This is a genomic window from Streptomyces sp. NPDC005408, from assembly GCF_040606445.1.
Lineage (GTDB): Bacteria > Actinomycetota > Actinomycetes > Streptomycetales > Streptomycetaceae > Streptomyces.
This window is the reverse complement of record NZ_JBEXEX010000033.1, coordinates 1-17,006: the sequence shown is the minus strand read 5'-3', so window position 1 is coordinate 17,006 and position 17,006 is coordinate 1. Positions and strand designations below refer to the sequence as shown.

Sequence of the window (17,006 nt, the reverse complement as noted above, 5' to 3'; positions counted from 1 at the left end):
CCAAGCATGACCGTGCCGGTTTTCGAGGAGTTCGAGCCCGCCGCCGACTGCGACTGCGCTGGGTGCGCGCAGCAGCGCCGGGCTCTGGCCGCGGGCGAGCACCCGGCGGCGCGCGGCTGCCGCGGGGCGCTCGTCCTGTTCACGGCGGCGGGCGTGGTCCTCGGAGGCGGCGGAGGCGCGGCCGCGGCGACGGCGGTGGGTTCCGCCGCCACGTCCGGAGCGTCCGGAGCGTCCGGAGCGGCCGGGGCACGGTCCGCGGCGGTCGGGTCGGCCGCTGTGGCCGAGGATCCCGAGCCCGGGACCGAGCAGGGCGGTACCGGGCCGCTGCACGGCAGGCCCCTGCCCGGCTCCTCGGGCAAACCCGCCACGACCCCGCCCCCGCTGCGCCCGGTCACCCGGGCCGAGATCATCAACCGCGCCAAGCAGTGGGTGGCCGCCAAGGTCCCGTACAGCATGGAGGAGTACTGGTCGGACGGGTACCGACAGGACTGCTCGGGCTTTGTCTCGATGGCCTGGAACATGGCCGGCAACGAGTGGACCGGCAGCCTCGCGAAGTACGCCACCCCGATCAAGCGCGAGCAGCTGGAGCCCGGCGACATCCTGCTCTTCCACAACCCCGAGAATCCGACCAGGGGCTCCCACGTCACGATCTTCGGCGGCTGGGCCGACTACACGCACACCTACTACGTGGCGTACGAGCAGACGAAGCCGCACACCCGCAAGCAGGTGACGCCCATGGGGTACTGGAGTAACGCCGAGCGCTATCTGCCCTACCGCTACAAGGGCCTGACCGGGACGACCACCGTGAGCGGGCCGGTCGCGACCGATGCGTATCCGGGCGGGACCGCGTTCGGCCCCGGTGCGAAGAACAAGTACGTCACCCAGCTCGGCGAGATGCTCATCGCGCGCGGCGCCAAGAGCTTCTACGCCGCCAAGGGGCCCGGGCCGGCCTGGGGCGAGGCGGACCGGCTGGCCACCGAGGCCTTCCAGCTGGCCCAGGGCTGGCGCGGCGCCGACGCGGACGGGCTGCCGGGCCCGGCGACCTGGCGGCTGCTGGTCACCAAGCAGGGCAAGAACATCCCGGCGGCCGGCGTGAGCGGCCCGGGTGGCGCGAGGGGCCCGAGCAGCCCGAGCGGCCCGGGCGGCCCGGGCGCGGCGAAGCCCAAGTACCCCGGGACCGGGTACTTCAGGCCCGGCAGGTCCAACGCCCATGTCACCCGGCTCGGCAGACAGTTGGTCGAGCGCGGCTTCGGCAAGCACTACACATCCGGGCCCGGTCCCCGCTGGAGCGAGGCGGACCGGCGCGCCGTCGAGGCCTTCCAGCGGGCGCAGGGCTGGCGGGGCGCGGCGGCGGACGGTTTCCCCGGACCGGAGACCTGGCGCCGGCTCTTCGCCTGAGGCCCACCTCGGGGCTCCGCCCCGAACCCGCCCCGACCCCGCACCGAAAACTTCAGCAGAGGCGGCAGCCATGAACACCACGACCTCGGAGCCCGACGGCGGCGTGCCGTCCGACGGGCCCCGGCGCACCCCGGTGATCGCTCAGGAGGCGACCACCGAGATCCCGGTGCATCTCCTCTTCCGTGACGACGAATCCCAGCCGATCACCCTGCGCTCCGCCGTGGTGGGGCGGCGGCAGGGCACCGGCGAGCAGCCGAAGATCGGGCGCAGGCCCGCGCCGCCGCGCCCGGTCGCCGTGCCGTCGCGGCCCGCGCCGCCCGTCGATCCGGACCTGGGCGAGCGCACCGCGTCCGTGCTGCCCGGCTGGACCGGTCTGGTCGCGGGTGCGTGCGCACTCGGCGGGATCGGTGCGGTGCTGTGGGGCGCGGGGGCGGTGCCGGGCCGGGTGACGAGACTGCTCGGGCTGACCTCGTATCCGTACCACGGCATCGGGATCGGACTGTGGTGCCTGATCGCGCTCGGTGTGACCCTGGCGCTCTTCGCCTTCGGCGGTCTCGGGCGCGGCCGGGTCGGCTACGCCTGGGTGCTCACGCTCTTCGGCGACTACCAGGGCAGTGTGCGGCGTACGGGACTGGTGTGGGTGAGTCCGCTGGTGCTGCGCCGGCGGGTCGACGTACGGCTGCGGCACTGGCGCAGCGAACCGATGCCCGCGGTCGACGCCAACGGCACCGCGCTGCGTGTCGTCGTACTCGTGGTGTGGCGCGTGTCGGACACGGCGCGGGCGGCGCTCGGTGTCGAGGACCACGAGGACTATCTGAGCGAGCAGGTCGAGGCGGCGATGGCGCGGGTGCTGTCGCAGCTGCCCGCCGACGCCTTCCACGAGGAGGCGCCCACGCTGCGCAACGCGGAGGCGGTCGGCGACGCGCTGACCCGGATGCTGTCGGCGGAGTGCGCGCCGGTGGGCATCGAGGTCTTCTCGGCGCAGCCGACAGGGATCGAGTACGCGCCGGAGGTGGCGGCCGCGATGCAGCGCCGGCGGATCGCGGCGATCGACGCGAAGCACCGCGACAGCGTGCTGACGTCGGTGGTGGACGCGGTGGACGAGACGGTGAGCCGGCTGACCGAGCGGGGGCTCGTCGAGCTCGACGACTACGAGCGCAAGGCTCTGGTGAAGGACCTCACGATCGCGTTCTACACCGGGCGTTCGGGGCCGGTGGAAGGTACGTGATTGGTCTGGACATGTTCAAGTTCCGTTAATACTCTGGAACTTGGTCTAGACCGGAACGCCTTCCACCGCACGCGTGCAGCACGGCTCGCCCGAACTCCCCCACGTTCTCCTGGAGCGAAGCATGCGCAAGAAGATAAGTGCGGCCGTGGTCGGTCTCGTCGTGGCGGGCACCACTGTGCTCGCCACCGGCAGCGCCAGCAGCCACGGCTACACCGACTCGCCCATCAGCCGCCAGAAGCTGTGTGCCAACCGTACGGTCGCCAACTGCGGCGAGATCATCTACGAACCCCAGAGCGTCGAGGGCCCCAAGGGTTTCCCGGCGGCGGGTCCGGCCGACGGAACGATCTGCGCCGGTGGCAACAGCCGCTTCGCGCAGCTCGACGACCCGCGCGGCGGCACCTGGCCCACCACCAAGGTCTCCTCGGGGCAGAACTACACGTTCCGGTGGCAGTTCACCGCCATGCACGCGACGACCGACTTCAAGTACTACGTCACCAAGAACGGCTGGAACCCGAGCCAGAAGCTCACCCGCGCCTCGCTCGATTCGCAGCCCTTCCTCACCATCCCGTACAACGGCCAGCGCCCGCCGGCCACGCTCAGCCACTCCGGGACGCTGCCGTCGAAGTCCGGCCGGCATCTGATCCTCGCGGTGTGGACCGTGGCCGACACCGGCAACGCCTTCTATGCCTGCTCGGATGTTCAGTTCTGACAGGTAGTCAGTTACCGTGCGGCGCCATGAGGAACGCGGAAGCAGACACCGTCGCGGAGCTCGTACAGCGCCAGTGGGGTGACCACCGGGTGGGGCTGAGAGACCACGGTCTCTCGCTCAGCCACCACCAGGTGGCCGCGGGCGCCGCCGCACGGGCCGCGCTCCTCGTGGACCTGGTGCCGCGCGGAGCCGAGCCACACCTCGGGGTGCTGCTCGACAACACCCCGGAGTTTCCCCTGTGGCTCAGCGCGGCGGCTCTGGCCGGAGCCGCCGTGGCGGGCATCAACCCGACCCGTCGCGGGCCCGAACTGACCCGGGACATCCTGCACACCGACTGCCGGGTGCTGGTCACCGAACGCTCCCGCCTTCCCCTCCTCGACGGTCTCGAACTGCCGGGGACACGGGTGCTGGTGACCGACACCGACGCCTACGCCGAGCTGCTCGCCCCGTACGCCGCCGCCGAACCGGGCGAGGCCACGCTCGGTCCGGTCGGGCCCGGCAGCCGGATGCTGCTGTATTTCACCTCCGGGTCGACGGGCGCGCCCAAGGCCGCCATCTGCTCGCAAGGGCGGCTGGCGGCGGCGGGCGCGTCGCTCGTCGCGCACTTCGGTGTGCGCGAGGACGACGTCCACTACATCTGCATGCCGATGTTCCACGGCAACGCGGTGATCGCCGACTGGGCGCCCGCGCTGTCGGCGGGCGCGGGCGTCGCGCTGCGCCGACGCTTCTCGGCGTCCGGTTTCCTTGACGACGTACGGGACTTCGGTGCCACCTACTTCACCTACGTCGGCCGGGCCGTGCAGTACCTGCTGGCCACGCCCGAACGCGACGACGACCGTGAGCACGGGCTGCGGCTCGGCTTCGGCACCGAGGCGGGCGCCGTGGACGCGGCCCGCTTCGAAGCGCGCTTCGGGGTGCGCCTGGTCGAGGGCTACGGCTCCTCCGAGGGCGGCGCGGCGATCCAGCGGACCCCCGACACCCCCGCGGGCGCCATAGGCCGGGCGGGTCCCGGCGACGACCTCGCGGTGGTCGACCCCGAGACCGGCAAGGAACGGGCGGCCGCGGTGCTGGACGAAGACGGGCGGCTGGTCAACGGGACAGATGCGATAGGGGAGTTGGTCAACCGCGGCCCGAACCCCTTCGAGGGCTACTGGCGCCACCCCGAGGCGGACGCGGCCCGCACCCGCGGCGGCTGGTACTGGACGGGCGACCTCTTCTTCCGCGACGCGGAGGGCTTCTTGTACTTCGCGGGCCGTACGGACGACAGGCTGCGGGTCGACAGCGAGAACCTCGCCGCCGCGGTGATCGAGAACATCCTGGCCCGCTGGGAGGACGCGGCGGCCGTCGCGGTCTACGCGATCCCCGACCCGGCGGCCGGCGACCAGGTGATGGCGGCGGTGGCGCTGCGGGATGGTGCGTCGTTCGACGGGGTGCGTTTCGGTGAATTCCTCACCGCCCAGCCGGATTTGGGGACGAAGATGGCACCTCGGTTCGTGCGGGTGCTGCGGGAGCTGCCGGTGACGGCCACGAACAAGATCCACCGGGTCGGCCTGCGGAGGGAAGGCTTCGGGTGCGGGGACCCGGTGTGGTGGCGGCCGGTGGGGTCCTCGGCGTACCGGCTGCTGGGCCGCGAGGGCTTGGCGTCCCTGGAGGCCGAGTACGCGGAACGCGGCCGTGAGGACTTGCTGGGCCGGTGAGCTTGTTTCTCCCCCGCCCCTGCCCGCTGTGACATTTGCGGCTCCGCCGCGTGGGGGGCTCCGCCCCGGACCCCCGCGACTTCCTCCCGGGGCTGGAGCCCCGGAGTTCCTCGCGAGAACCTACTGAAAAGCCCCTCGCTTTCGCGAGGGGCTTTCCGTCTGTGCGCCGCCAGGGACTCGAACCCCGGACCCGCTGATTAAGAGTCAGCTGCTCTAACCAACTGAGCTAGCGGCGCGTGACACCGCCGCGGAGCGGCTGATGTCTCAGTAATAGTACCTGGTCCGGATAGGTGCCCTGACATACCCGAGGGCACCCGCGGGACGCCCGCCTAGATCGCCAGCGACAGCACCACCGGCGCCGCTTTGCGGTTCAGCAGGTCCGCCGCCGAGCGCAGCCGGTGGGCGTGCTCGATCGGCATGGACAGCGCCAGACACCCCACGGACGCGCCCGCCGTCAGCGGGACCGCCGCGCAGACCGTGCCCATCGCGTACTCCTGGAGGTCCAGCATCGGGACCGTCGGGGGCTGGCTGTCCAGCTTGGAGAAGAGCAGCTTCTCGCTGGTGATCGTCCGCGAGGTGAGGCGGGCGATCTTGTGGCGCGAGAGATGGTCACGGCGGCCGTTCACGTCCAGCTGGGTCAGCAGGCACTTGCCGACCGCGCTCGCGTGCGCTGCCGAGCGGAAGTCCACCCACTCATTGACCTTCGGGGCGCGCGGACCGTCGGCGTACTGGGTGATCCTGACCTCGCCGTCGATGTACCGGCTGATGTAGACGGCGGCACCGACGGAGTCGCGCAGTTCGGTGAGCGTCTCCTGGATCTTCGCCTCCAGCGCCTGCTGCCGGGTGATCCCCGAACCGAGCAGAATCAGGGAGTCGCCGATCACATAGGCGCCGTCCGCGACCTGCTCCACATAGCCCTCGCGGCGCAGCATCGCCAGCATGGGAGCCAAATGGCCGGTCGGCAGACCTGTCTCGCGTGCGATCTGGACATCGGTGACACCGCCACCGTGCTTCGAGATCGTCTCCAGGACACGCAAGACGTATTGCACCGAATGGAACGGCGCGGTCGGCTCGGGCTTCAGCGCCACGGTTTCCCCCTAGCAGGTTGTTACCGCAAGCTTCCGTACCACGATAGCGGCCAAGAGCCGTTTCCGGGGCGGCTGTTGGCGAGATTGATGGTGCGCCCCAGCCCCATAAGCTGGGGCGCATCCATTTGGCATATGCCAGAGTCACACTTATGGGCTGGAGTAAAAGGTCAGAGCACTGCGCCGAGGAACTCGCGAGTACGTTCCTGCTCCGGATCGGAGAAGATTCTTTCCGGAGATCCGGACTCGATGACCTTACCGGCGTCGAACATCAGGACCTCGTCCGAGATGTCCCGCGCGAAGTTCATCTCATGCGTGACGCACACCATCGTGATGTCCGTCGAGCGCGCGATGTCCCGCAGCACGTCCAGCACCCCGGCCACCAGCTCAGGGTCGAGCGCCGAGGTCACCTCGTCAAGGAGCAGCACCTGCGGGCGCATTGCCAGCGCCCGGGCGATCGCCACCCGCTGCTGCTGGCCGCCCGACAGCTGCGTCGGCTTCGCGTCGCAGCGGTCGCCGAGGCCGACCAGCTCGAGCAGCTCCCTGGCGCGCACCTCGGCTTCGTCCTTGGACAGGCCGAGCACCCGCACCGGGGCCTCGGTGATATTTCGCAGAGCGGTCATATTGGGGAACAGATTGAAGTGCTGGAAGACCATGCCAATCTGCTTGCGCGCCTCGCGCCGTTCCTTCTCGGCGGCCGGAAACAGCCGGTTCCCGTTCACCTGGATCGTGCCCTCGTCGGGCCTCTCCAGAGTCATCAGCAGCCGCAGGATCGTCGTCTTTCCGGAGCCGGACGGGCCGATCAGAGTGACGTGTTTGCCGGGTTTCACCGAGAAACAGAGGTCGTCCAGGACGGTGTTGTCGCCGAAGCGCTTCGTCACATTCTCGAAGCGGATCAGCGCGGACGCCGTATCGGTGGGGGTGGTGCCGGTGGGGGTGGTGTCAGCGGACAAGGCGGCGCTCCAGGGCTCGTACGAGAAGGGAAGCCGGATAGGCGATGAGGATGAAGGCGATGCCGATCACGGTCAGCGGCTCGGTGTACTGGAACGTCGAGGCGCTCTCCAGCCGCGACTCCTGGAGCATCTCCAGCACACCGATCGCGGCGAGCAGGGGTGTGTCCTTCAGCATCGCGATGACGTAGTTGCCCAGCGCCGGTGTGATGCGCCGGATCGCCTGCGGCAGGATCACCGCGAGCCAGGTGCGGTGGGCGGGAAGGCTCAGTGCCGTCGCCGCCTCCCACTGACCGGCAGGCACGGCTTCGATGCCGGCCCGGTAGACCTGGGCGGTGTACGTCGAGTAGTGCAGCCCGATCGCGATCGTGCCGGTGGTCAGCGCCGAGAACTGCACGCCCCACTCCGGCAGTACGAAGAAGAGGAAGAAGAGCTGCACCAGGAGCGGTGTGGTGCGGATGAACTCCGTGACGACGTTCACCGGCCACCGCACGAAGCGCGTGGGCGCGCGGAATCCGATCGCCCAGACGAGGCCGAGCGTGAAGGAGATCAGCGAGCCGAGCGCCAGGATCTGCAGCGTGATCAGCACGCCGTCCCAGAAGCGCGGCATGAAGTCCGCCACCGCGGACCAGTCCCAGTTCACTTCGCGCCACCTCCGGAGACCGCGACGCCGATGTTGCTCTTGGTCTTCTTCTCGAGTGCCTTCATGGAGCGTGTGATGGCGAACGCGAGCACGAAGTAGATGACCAGGCTGATGGTGTAGATCTGTGCGCTCTCCTGGGTCGCGAGCCGTACCAGGTACGCGGCGAAGGAGACATCGCCAACCCCCAGCAGCGACACCAGCGCCGTGCCCTTGAGCAGTTCGACCAGCAGATTGCAGAACGGCGGGATCATCTCCGGCACCGCCTGTGGCAGCAGGATCAGCCGCATCCGCTGCCACGGCGAGAAGCTGAGCGCGACTCCCGCCTCGCGCTGGGCCGGAGCCACCGAGTTCAGCGCGCCGCGGACGATCTCGGCGCCGTACGCGCCGTAGGAGAGGCCCAGTGCCAGCACGGCGGCCCACATCGGGACCAGCTGCCAGCCCAGCAGCGGGGGCAGTACGAAGAAGAGCCAGAACATCAGGATCAGCGCGGACGTGCCGCGGAAGATCTCGGTGTAGAAGCCCGCCAGGAAGCGGACGAAGCGGGAGCGGTGGGTGCGGGCCATGCCGACGGCGAAGGCGACGAATCCGGCCAGCGCCGCGCTGTACACCAGCAGTTGGACGGTGATCCAGATGCCAGGGAGTACCCAGTTCTGCCAGAGTCCGGCTGTCATCGGCACAGCTCCTCGGCAGTGAGCGCGGTCATCTCGTTCTTGGTGAAGCCGAACGGCCGCAATATGCGGAAGAGTTCGCCGCTCTTCTTCATCTTGTGTATTTCGACGTTGAACGCGTCGCGCAGCTCGGTGTCGGTGGGGCGGAAGGCGAAGCCGCCGCCGTCGATCTTCTTCTCACCGTCGACGACGGCCGCGAACGGCTCGGTGGCCTCGGCCTTCCGGCTCTTCTTGACCACCTCGCGGGTGGTCAGCGCGGTGCCGGCGAAGACGTCGACGCGGCCCGACTCGACCGCGTTCAGTCCGGCCACCTGGTCCTGGAGGATGACGATGTCCTTCTCCGGGTAGCCGGCGGCGACCGCGTAGTCGATCTCCGCATAGCCGGTGCCGGTGGCGAACTTCGCCTTCGCCTTCACCACGTCCTCGTAGGTGTGCAGGTTCTTGGGGTTGCCCTTGCGCACGATGAAAGAGTCGAGCATCTGGTACTCGGGGTCGGCGAATATGACCTGCTGGCAGCGCTCCTGGTTGATGTACATCCCGGCCGAGACGACATCGAACTGCTGTGAGTTGAGCCCGGGGATGAGTGAGGCGAAGTCCGTCGCGACGGGCTGGACACTGTCGATGCCCAGCCGTTGGAAGATCACGCGGGCCAGCTCCGGGGCCTCCCCGGTGAACTCGCCCTGGTCGTCGACATAGCCGTAGGGCACCTCGCCGGCGATGCCCAGGCGCACCGTGCGCTGGGACTTGAGCCGGGCCAGTGCGTCACCGGACGGCACCCGGCTGCAGCCCGCCGCGCCCGCGGCGCCGAGCGCTCCGGCGGCAGCGGTGCCGAGCAGCACTGTGCGTCTGCGAATTGATCCTGTCAGTCTTGTACGAGCCATGGCCGCGCGGCTACCCGGCTCCTCGCTGGGTATGCGTACGAGATGGCCGACCGATATGTGACCGTAGCCCTCGACAAGCGCGGTGTCCGCTGCACCGCGAAGCTCCTCGACGACAAGGCCCCGCTCACCTGCGCGGCCGTGTGGGACGCGCTGCCCCTCGCGGGGGACGTGTATCACGCGAAGTATGCCCGCAATGAGATCTATGCCCTGTTCCCGGCGTTCGCGGAACAGGAGCCGCCCCTGGAGAATCCGACGGTGACCCCGATTCCGGGTGATCTGTGCTATTTCACCTTCGCCGGTACGGAGTTGAACACGGCGGCGTACGGATACGACGGCGACGTCTCCCGGCCCGTGACCGTCGACCTTGCCCTCTTCTACGAGCGCAACAACCTGCTGCTCAACGGCGATACGGGCTGGGTCCCCGGCATCGTCTGGGGCACGGTGGTCGACGGCCTGGACCGGATGGCGGAGGCGTGCCAGGACTTGTGGCGGGCGGGCGCGGTGGGCGAGACCCTCAGCTTCCGCCGGACGTAAGCCCGGTTACGGGAGCGTCGGCGGGGCGATGGCCGCCGCTCCCGACTCGTACAGCGCATGCGCCGCCCGCAGCACCAGCGCATCCGCGTGCCGCGGCCCGATCAGCTGGACCCCGACCGGCAGCCCGTCCTCGTCGAGCCCGCACGGCACCGTCGCAGCGGGCTGCTGGGTCATGTTGAAGGGGTACGTGAAGGGCGTCCACCCCGTCCAGCGGCGGTGACCCGAGTGCGCCGGGACCTCCGCCCCCGCCTCGAACGCCGTGATCGGCAGGGTCGGGGTGACCAGCAGGTCGTACGAGGTGTGGAAGCGGCCCATCCGCCGGCCGAGCGCCATCCGCGTGTCCACCGCCGCCAGATACTCCAGCGCGCTGTACCGCGCGCCGCGCCCCGCGATCTCCCGCAGCCCGGGGTCCAGCAACTCGCGCTGGCCGGTACCGAAGGGCTGCACCACCCGGGCCGCGCCGCTGAACCACAGGGTGTGGAAGGCCTCCACCGGGTCGGCGACATCGGGATCGGACTCCTCGATGTACGCGCCGAGTTCCGCCAGCGCCCCCACTGCACGCCGTACCGCGGACGCGACCGCCGGACGCACCGCCACCTGACCGCCGAGGGACGGGGAGTACGCGATCCGCAGCCCCTTCACCCCGTCCGCGAGCGTGCCGCGCACACTGTCCGCCGGGCCCAGATGCGACCAGTCCCGCCAGTCCTCACCGCTGATGACGTCGAGCATCAGCGCGGCGTCCGCGGCGTCCCGGGTCATCGGGCCCGCGTGCGAGAGCGTCCCGAACGGGCTCGACGGGTACAGCGGCACGCGCCCGTACGTCGGCTTCAGTCCGAAGATGCCGCAGAAGGAGGCGGGGATACGGATCGAACCGCCGCCGTCCGTGCCGATCGACAGCGCACCCGCGCCGAGCGCCACGGCCGCCGCGCTGCCGCCGCTGGAACCCCCCGCCGTCCGCGATGGATCGTACGGATTGCCCGTCACCCCGTGCCGCGGGGAGTCGGTGACGCCCTTCCAGCCGAACTCGGGGGTTGTCGTCTTGCCGAGGAAGACCGCGCCATGGGCGCGCAGCCGTGCGACGGACGGAGCGTCCTCGTCCCAGCTGCGGTCCTCCGAGACGTTCTTGGAGCCGCGCAGGGTCGGGCCGCCGCGCTGCAGCAGCAGGTCCTTGATGTTCACCGGAACCCCGTCGAGCAGCCCCTGAGGCTCGCCCCTGTGCCAGCGCGCGGCGGACGCGCGCGCCTGGGCCAGTGCCTGCTCGGCATCGACCCGGACGAAGGCATTCACCCGCGGCTGCACCACCTCGATCCTCTCCAGCGCGGCGCGGGTCGCCTCGACGGGCGTGAAGTCACCCTTCTCGTAGCCGGCAAGGAGTTGGCGTGCGGTCAGGTCGGTCAGCTCAGTCAGCTCAGACGTCATGCATGGGGACGTACCCACGTTTCTTGTCGACCACGTTCGGGAACGGTTTTCCGGCCTCCCACAACTCGTACAGCTCCACGAACTGCTCGCCGAGCCGGTCGCGCCAGCCGACCGTGTCACCGCTCATGTGCGGCGAGACGATCAGCCCCGGCACGTCCCAGAGCGGGCAGTCGGGACTGAGCGGCTCGGAGACGAAGACATCGAGGGCCGCGGCCGCGAGCCAGCGGTTGTTCAGCGCCGCCACGAGATCGTCCTCGACGACCAGCGGTCCGCGCCCGACATTGACGAACCGCGCCGACGGCTGCATCAGGCCGAAGCGCCGGGCGTCGAACATGCCGCGCGTCGCGTCGGTGAGCGGCGCGGCGCACACCACCCAGTCGGCGCGGGCGAGCAGCGGATCCAGGTCCTCGCTGCCGTGGATGCCGGGGCGCTGGGTCCGGCCCACGACCGCCACAGTGACGCCGAGGGCCTCCAGGGTGCGGGCCACGGCCCGGCCGATGGGGCCCGCGCCCACGACGGCGGCCCGGGTGCCCGCAACCCGCAGGCCCTCGCGATGGCGCCAGCGCCGCTGCCGCTGGAGCTCCAGGGTGCCGGGGAGGTCCTTCGCCATGGCCAGGACCAGGCCGGCGACGTACTCGGCGATCGGTTCCTCGAAGACTCCCCGGGCATTGGTGACCACGGTGTCGGAAGCGATCAGCTCGGGGCAGAGCAGCCGGTCGACGCCCGCGCTCGGGGTGTGCACCCAGCGCGGGCGCGGACCCTCGCCCGGCCAGGCGGTGCGTACCGCGTCGGAGGTGAAGTTCCACACCAACAGGACGTCGGCGTGTGGGAGTTGAGCCGCGAGCGTCTGTTCGTCGGCGTACTGGACGTGGACCCGTCCGGCCAGTCGCCCGAGACGGGGCGGCGGGTCGGCCGCCAGCACCAGAAGAGTGGGTTCGGACATCAAGCGGAAGCCGTTTCGTAACGTCTGACATGTACGGATTGACCACGCTCGCACCCGAACCTAACGTCGTCAACAACACGCTAGGTCCTGTCGGCCTCATCTGCCTGACGGGACCTGAAGGGGGCCTGCGATGGATGTCTCCTTTCTCGGCGGACCACAGCCTCAGCGCGGTGTCGGCGTGGTCGCCCCTTTCGACTTCGCGCTGGACCGTGAGCTGTGGCGCTGGGTCCCCGACGATGTCTCGCTGCGTCTGACCCGTACGCCCTATGTGCCCGTCGAGGTCTCCCTGGATCTGGCACGCCTGGTGAGCGAGCACGAGACGCTGCGCGATGCGGTACGGGCGCTCGGCGCGTCCGAGCCCGAGGTGGTCGCCTACGCCTGTACGTCCGGGAGTTTCGTCGGCGGTCTCGCCGGTGAACGGGCCATGTGCGAGGCGATGAGCTCGGCGGGGGAAGTGCCCTCGCTGACCACGTCCGGCGCCCTGCTCGAAGCACTCGACGAGCTGGGCGCCTGCCGTATCGCCCTGGTCACGCCCTATACGGAATCGGTCACCCAGGCGCTTGAGGAGTATCTGGCCGAAGCCGGGGCAACCGTCACGGGCCGCGCTTTTCTCGGGCTGACCCGGCACATCTGGAAGGTGCCGTACCGGTCGGTGGTGGACATGGCGCGGCAGGCGGTGGTGGGCGCGGCGGACGCGCTCTTCATCAGCTGCACCAATCTGCCGACGTACGACGCGATCCCGCAGCTGGAGGCGGAACTGAGGATGCCGGTGCTCTCCGCGAATCAGGTGACGATGTGGGCGGCGCTGCGCCGGATCGGCGTGCACGCGGTAGGTCCCTATCAGGGGCTGCTGCTTCAGCCTGAAGCGCAGCCGGACGTGCCGCCCGTTCCCCAGGCCCCGCCCGCTCAGCCCGCTCAGCCCGAAGAACAGGAAGGCTGGACATGACCACGGTCGGACTTCTCTACCCCGGGCACTCCGCCGAGGACGACTACCCCCGGTTCGAGGTGCTGCTCGACAGCGACATCAGGCTGCCCGTCGTCCACACCGACATCGGCGAGGACGCCCACCGCGTCGACGCGCTGCTGCGGATGGGCGCGGCGGACCGGCTCGCGGCGCGCGTGGAGGAGCTCCGGCTCGAAGGGGCGGAGTCGGTGGTGTGGGCGTGCACCAGCGGAAGCTTTGTGTACGGCTGGGAGGGGGCGCACGAGCAGATCCGCTCCCTCGCCCGGGCGGCGGGGCTGCCCGCGTCGAGCACGTCGTTCGGCTTCGCGCACGCCCTGCGGGAGCTGGGTGCGGTACGGGTTGCGGTCGCCGCCACCTACCCGGAGGACATCACGGCCCTGTTCACCGCGTTCCTCAAGGCGTCCGGGGCCGAGGTGGTCGCGGACCGGGCCAGCGGGATCGTCACGGCGGCCGAGGTCGGCACCTGGGGCCGGGACGAGGTGCTGGAGCTGGCGCGCGCGGGTGACCACCCGGACGCCGAGGTGGTGCTGCTCCCGGACACGGCCCTGCACACAGCCGCGTATCTCGCCGAACTGGAGCAGACCGTGGGAAAGCCGGTGCTCACGGCGAACCAGGTGACGGTGTGGGAGGGGCTGCGGCTGGCGGAGCGCAGGGCATGGGTGTACGGCCCGAAGCTCGGCACGCTCTTCGAGAAGCGGGAATAAAACGGAGACGCCCTCCTGTTCGCTTCTGCTGTACGTATTTTCATGCGCAGGAGGGCCCACCGGTGGACGAGATTCGAGGCACGGCGATCGGGACCGCACCCGTACCGCTGTCGGTACTGGACCTGGTGACGGTCGGCGTCGGCCGTACCGCGAGCGACGCCCTGCGCACCAGCGTGGACATCTCGAAGCTTGCCGAGAGCCGCGGCTTCCACCGCCACTGGGTCGCCGAACACCACTCCATGCCGGGCGTCGCCTCGTCGTCCCCGGCCGTGATCCTCGCCCACCTCGCCGCCCACACCGAGCGGATCCGCCTCGGCTCGGGCGGCGTGATGCTCCCGAACCACGCGCCGCTGGTGATCGCCGAGCAGTTCGGCACCCTGGAGGCCCTCGCGCCGGGCCGCGTCGATCTGGGGCTCGGCCGGGCGCCCGGCACGGACGGTGCGACCGCCGCGGCGCTTCGTCGCACGGACCACCTCAACGAGGGTGCGGACGACTTCCCGCAGCAACTCGCCGAGCTCACCCGCTTCCTGGACGACGACTTCCCGGACGGTCATCCGTACGCCCGTATCCATGCCGTCCCCGGCCCGGTTCAAGGACCCTCCGCCCGCCCGCCGGTCTGGCTGCTCGGCTCCTCCGGCTTCAGCGCCCGGCTGGCCGGCGTGCTCGGACTGCCCTTCGCCTTCGCCCACCACTTCTCGGCGCAGAACACGGTCCCGGCGCTCGATCTGTACCGCGAGTCCTTCCGCCCGTCAGCGGTGCTGGATGCCCCGTACGCGCTGATCGGTGTCTCCGCGCTCGCCGCGGACGACGAGAAGGAGGCCCGCCGCCAGGTCCTGACGGGCGCGCTGGCGATGGTCCGGCTGCGCACCGGCCGCCCCGGTCTCGTCCCCACGCCCGATGAGGCGGCGGCGTACGAATTCAGCCCCATCGAGCGGGAGTTCGTGGACAGCTGGCTGGTGAACGTCATCCACGGCACGCCGGACGCGGTACGGACGGGCCTGGACGACCTGCAGAAGCGCACCGGCGCGGACGAGCTGATGATCACGGCCAATGCGCACGGCGGCGATGCGCGGCTGCGCTCGTACGAACTGATCGCGGATGCATACGACTTGCCGGGTGGAGTGGTTCATTCCTGAACCGCCCGCTCCAGGGGCCTTAAGGCAGTCCTAAAACCGCTCGTCACCGATGGTGGCGAGCGGTTCGTTCTGCGGGGCGCAGGTGCCTGACAAGCGGTTTCGTCGAGAAATTGGTCTAGTCCTCATTTGGTTCGGACCATTGACGCGGGGGTGGCCGGATCGCTATCTCTACTCCAACTCCCGTTCGCACACCCCCCTCGGAGGAAGTTCGTGCGCTCCCGCAGACCCTTGATCGCCGCGCTCACCAGTGTGGCGCTCGCCGCAGGCGCCGCCCTGGCCGCGTCCGTCGGCCTAGGCTCGGCCCAGGCGGCCGACGCTGCCGCGCCCTCGTCCGGCGGGGTGAAGATCGCGTACTACGACCAGTGGAGCGTGTACGGCAACGCCTTCTACCCCAAGCACCTGGACACCCGGGGCATCGCGGGCAAGCTCGATGTCATCAACTACTCCTTCGGCAACATCCACCCCACGGACCTGACCTGTTTCGAGACGAACAAGGCCGCGGGCGACGACGCCAACCCCAACGCCGGTGACGGCGCGGGCGATTCGTACGCCGACTACCAGAAGTCCTTCGCGGCGGCGGACAGCGTCGACGGCGTGGCCGACACCTGGGACCAGCCGATCGTGGGCGTCTTCAACCAGTTCAAGGAGCTGAAGGCGAAGTACCCCAAGCTGAAGATCAATATCTCGATCGGCGGCTGGACGTACTCCAAGTACTTCCACGACGCGGCGCTGACGGACGCGAGCCGCAAGAAGTTCGTGGCCTCCTGCGTCAAGCAGTACATCGCGGGCGACCTGCCGGTCGAGGGCGGCTACGGCGGCGCCGGCACCGCCGCCGGGATCTTCGACGGCATCGACATCGACTGGGAGTACCCGGGCTCGGCGAACGGCCACCTCGGCAACCACTACGGGCCCGAGGACAAGGCCAACTTCACGCTGCTGCTTGCGGAGTTCCGTAAGCAGCTCGACGAGTACGGCACGGCCCACGGCGGCAAGAAGTACCTCCTGACGGCTGCGCTCCCGGCCGGCCAGGACAAGATCAAGACCATCGAGACGGACAAGATCGGCGCGTATCTCGACTACGCGAACATCATGACGTACGACATGCACGGCGCCTGGGACGCGGACGGCCCGACGTACCACCAGTCGCCGCTGTACTCCCCGGCGTCCGACCCGACGGACCCGATCGCACCGGGCACGCAGAAGTACTCGATCGACAACGCCATCGACTCGTGGCTGGACGGGAACGCGGCGTACGGCATCGCGGGCGGCTTCCCGGCGAACAAGCTGACGCTGGGGTACGAGTTCTACTACCGCGGCTGGAAGGGCGTCCCCGCAGGAGCGAAGAACGGCCTGGCCCAGTCCGCGACGGGTGCGTCGACAGCTCGCCCGGTCAGCCAGCAGGCGGGCATCGCGCACTACAAGGAGCTCGGCGGGATCGTCGACAACGCGGCGACGACGTTCTGGGACGACGAGGCGAAGGCGGCGTACTTCTACAAGGACGGCGAGTTCTTCACCGGCCTCGACAAGCGCGCGATCCAGGCGCGGGCGGACTACGCGCACAACCGCGGCCTGGCGGGCGCGATGATGTACTCGCTGCTCGGCCTGGACGCGAACACGATGCTGCTGAACGACATCGTGACGGCGGTCGGCGGCTCCGCCACCCCGGACCCGACGCCGACGCCGACCCCGTCCCCCTCGAACCCGACCCCGTCCCCGTCCAACCCGACCCCGTCCCCGAGCACTCCGCAGACGGGCTGCACCGCGGCGGCCTGGTCCAGCACCGCGGTCTACACGGGCGGCGGTCTGGTCTCGCACAAGGGCCACACCTGGAAGGCCCAGTGGTGGACCCAGGGCGAGGAGCCGGGCACGACGGGCGAATGGGGGGCCTGGCGCGACCAGGGCGCCTGCTGATCTGACCCGGGGGCTCCGCCCCCGGACCTCCGCGCCTCAAACTCCCCCAGACTTCGTCCTGGGGGACCCCCACGCCCAGGTGGTACGGGTCGGGGTCACCCCGATCCTGGCGGCCAAGCACATGCTGCCGACGGGG

At 70.0% G+C, this 17,006-nt stretch carries 15 protein-coding genes, 1 tRNA gene and 1 pseudogene; 9 read left to right on the top strand and 8 right to left on the bottom strand.

The window, feature by feature from the left end; all coding sequences use genetic code 11:
- Positions 1-6 precede the first annotated feature (6 nt).
- The 4 genes and pseudogenes from ABZS64_RS26445 to ABZS64_RS26430 all read left to right on the top strand — a co-directional run bounded on the left by ABZS64_RS26445 (position 7) and on the right by ABZS64_RS26430 (position 5,032).
- Positions 7-1,398 (top strand): peptidoglycan-binding protein, encoded by a 1,392-nt coding sequence (locus ABZS64_RS26445; RefSeq protein WP_355834510.1) that lies wholly within the window; start codon positions 7-9, stop codon positions 1,396-1,398.
- Positions 1,399-1,531: 133 nt separating this feature from the next.
- A pseudogene (locus tag ABZS64_RS26440) lies at positions 1,532-2,626 on the top strand (SPFH domain-containing protein); the annotation flags it as partial.
- Positions 2,627-2,747: 121 nt separating this feature from the next.
- Positions 2,748-3,335 carry a lytic polysaccharide monooxygenase auxiliary activity family 9 protein gene (locus ABZS64_RS26435; protein ID WP_355834507.1) on the top strand — a complete coding sequence of 196 codons (588 nt, stop codon included), beginning with the start codon at positions 2,748-2,750 and terminating at the stop codon, positions 3,333-3,335.
- Between the two features lie 26 nt (positions 3,336-3,361).
- Positions 3,362-5,032, top strand: coding sequence for a long-chain-fatty-acid--CoA ligase (locus ABZS64_RS26430; protein WP_355834504.1), 1,671 nt, complete (start codon positions 3,362-3,364; stop codon positions 5,030-5,032).
- 162 nt (positions 5,033-5,194) lie between these two features.
- On the opposite strand, the gene ABZS64_RS26425 is transcribed toward ABZS64_RS26430, so the two are convergent.
- From ABZS64_RS26425 to ehuB, 6 genes are all read right to left on the bottom strand, one after another.
- Positions 5,195-5,268, bottom strand: a tRNA-Lys gene (locus ABZS64_RS26425).
- Positions 5,269-5,361: 93 nt separating this feature from the next.
- On the bottom strand, positions 5,362-6,120 hold the full coding sequence (locus tag ABZS64_RS26420; protein WP_355834501.1) for an IclR family transcriptional regulator C-terminal domain-containing protein: 759 nt from the start codon (positions 6,118-6,120) through the stop codon (positions 5,362-5,364).
- A gap of 167 nt (positions 6,121-6,287) precedes the next feature.
- A complete protein-coding gene (ehuA, locus tag ABZS64_RS26415; RefSeq protein ID WP_355834498.1) occupies positions 6,288-7,070 on the bottom strand; it encodes an ectoine/hydroxyectoine ABC transporter ATP-binding protein EhuA in 783 nt (260 codons plus the stop codon).
- On the bottom strand, positions 7,060-7,710 hold the full coding sequence (gene ehuD, locus ABZS64_RS26410) for an ectoine/hydroxyectoine ABC transporter permease subunit EhuD (RefSeq protein ID WP_355834494.1): 651 nt from the start codon (positions 7,708-7,710) through the stop codon (positions 7,060-7,062). Before ehuD ends, ehuA begins: the two co-directional genes overlap by 11 nt.
- Positions 7,707-8,381, bottom strand: coding sequence for an ectoine/hydroxyectoine ABC transporter permease subunit EhuC (ehuC, locus tag ABZS64_RS26405; protein WP_355834492.1), 675 nt, complete (start codon positions 8,379-8,381; stop codon positions 7,707-7,709). Before ehuC ends, ehuD begins: the two co-directional genes overlap by 4 nt.
- Positions 8,378-9,259, bottom strand: coding sequence for an ectoine/hydroxyectoine ABC transporter substrate-binding protein EhuB (gene ehuB / locus ABZS64_RS26400; protein ID WP_355834489.1), 882 nt, complete (start codon positions 9,257-9,259; stop codon positions 8,378-8,380). Before ehuB ends, ehuC begins: the two co-directional genes overlap by 4 nt.
- A gap of 42 nt (positions 9,260-9,301) precedes the next feature.
- Between ehuB and ABZS64_RS26395 the strand changes: the two genes are divergently transcribed.
- Entirely contained in the window at positions 9,302-9,793 is a 492-nt protein-coding gene (locus ABZS64_RS26395) for a DUF3830 family protein (protein ID WP_355834486.1), read from the top strand.
- Between the two features lie 6 nt (positions 9,794-9,799).
- Here ABZS64_RS26395 and ABZS64_RS26390 read toward each other — a convergent pair whose 3' ends face one another.
- The gene (locus ABZS64_RS26390; protein ID WP_355834483.1) at positions 9,800-11,212 is read right to left on the bottom strand and encodes an amidase; all 1,413 of its coding nucleotides are present in this window, start codon (positions 11,210-11,212) and stop codon (positions 9,800-9,802) included.
- The gene (locus ABZS64_RS26385; protein WP_355834481.1) at positions 11,202-12,155 is read right to left on the bottom strand and encodes a D-2-hydroxyacid dehydrogenase; all 954 of its coding nucleotides are present in this window, start codon (positions 12,153-12,155) and stop codon (positions 11,202-11,204) included. The genes ABZS64_RS26390 and ABZS64_RS26385 overlap by 11 nt, the downstream gene beginning before the upstream one ends.
- Positions 12,156-12,285: 130 nt before the next feature.
- Here ABZS64_RS26385 and ABZS64_RS26380 point away from each other — a divergent pair, with 130 nt between their 5' ends.
- The 4 genes from ABZS64_RS26380 (at position 12,286) to ABZS64_RS26365 (ending at position 16,870) form a co-directional block, all read left to right on the top strand.
- Positions 12,286-13,101: a decarboxylase gene (locus ABZS64_RS26380; protein WP_355834478.1), complete on the top strand. Its 816-nt coding sequence runs from the start codon at positions 12,286-12,288 to the stop codon at positions 13,099-13,101.
- Positions 13,098-13,823, top strand: a complete 726-nt coding sequence (locus ABZS64_RS26375) for a decarboxylase (RefSeq protein ID WP_355834475.1) — start codon at positions 13,098-13,100, stop codon at positions 13,821-13,823. Before ABZS64_RS26380 ends, ABZS64_RS26375 begins: the two co-directional genes overlap by 4 nt.
- 62 nt (positions 13,824-13,885) lie before the next feature.
- Positions 13,886-14,959, top strand: a complete 1,074-nt coding sequence (locus tag ABZS64_RS26370) for an LLM class flavin-dependent oxidoreductase (protein WP_355834472.1) — start codon at positions 13,886-13,888, stop codon at positions 14,957-14,959.
- Positions 14,960-15,169: 210 nt separating this feature from the next.
- Positions 15,170-16,870 (top strand): glycosyl hydrolase family 18 protein, encoded by a 1,701-nt coding sequence (locus ABZS64_RS26365; protein WP_355834469.1) that lies wholly within the window; start codon positions 15,170-15,172, stop codon positions 16,868-16,870.
- Positions 16,871-17,006: the final 136 nt, after the last annotated feature.

Excerpts from the sequence above, each read along its gene's own strand:
- ABZS64_RS26395 (WP_355834486.1), top strand. The coding sequence starts at position 9,302 with ATGGCCGACCGATATGTGACCGTAGCCCTCGACAAGCGCGGTGTCCGC.
- ABZS64_RS26430 (WP_355834504.1), top strand. The coding sequence starts at position 3,362 with ATGAGGAACGCGGAAGCAGACACCGTCGCGGAGCTCGTACAGCGCCAG.
- ABZS64_RS26375 (WP_355834475.1), top strand. The coding sequence starts at position 13,098 with ATGACCACGGTCGGACTTCTCTACCCCGGGCACTCCGCCGAGGACGAC.
- ehuC (WP_355834492.1), bottom strand. The coding sequence starts at position 8,381 with ATGACAGCCGGACTCTGGCAGAACTGGGTACTCCCTGGCATCTGGATC.
- ABZS64_RS26445 (WP_355834510.1), top strand. The coding sequence starts at position 7 with ATGACCGTGCCGGTTTTCGAGGAGTTCGAGCCCGCCGCCGACTGCGAC.
- ABZS64_RS26380 (WP_355834478.1), top strand. The coding sequence starts at position 12,286 with ATGGATGTCTCCTTTCTCGGCGGACCACAGCCTCAGCGCGGTGTCGGC.
- ehuB (WP_355834489.1), bottom strand. The coding sequence starts at position 9,259 with ATGGCTCGTACAAGACTGACAGGATCAATTCGCAGACGCACAGTGCTG.
- ABZS64_RS26390 (WP_355834483.1), bottom strand. The coding sequence starts at position 11,212 with ATGACGTCTGAGCTGACTGAGCTGACCGACCTGACCGCACGCCAACTC.
- ABZS64_RS26435 (WP_355834507.1), top strand. The coding sequence starts at position 2,748 with ATGCGCAAGAAGATAAGTGCGGCCGTGGTCGGTCTCGTCGTGGCGGGC.
- ABZS64_RS26385 (WP_355834481.1), bottom strand. The coding sequence starts at position 12,155 with ATGTCCGAACCCACTCTTCTGGTGCTGGCGGCCGACCCGCCGCCCCGT.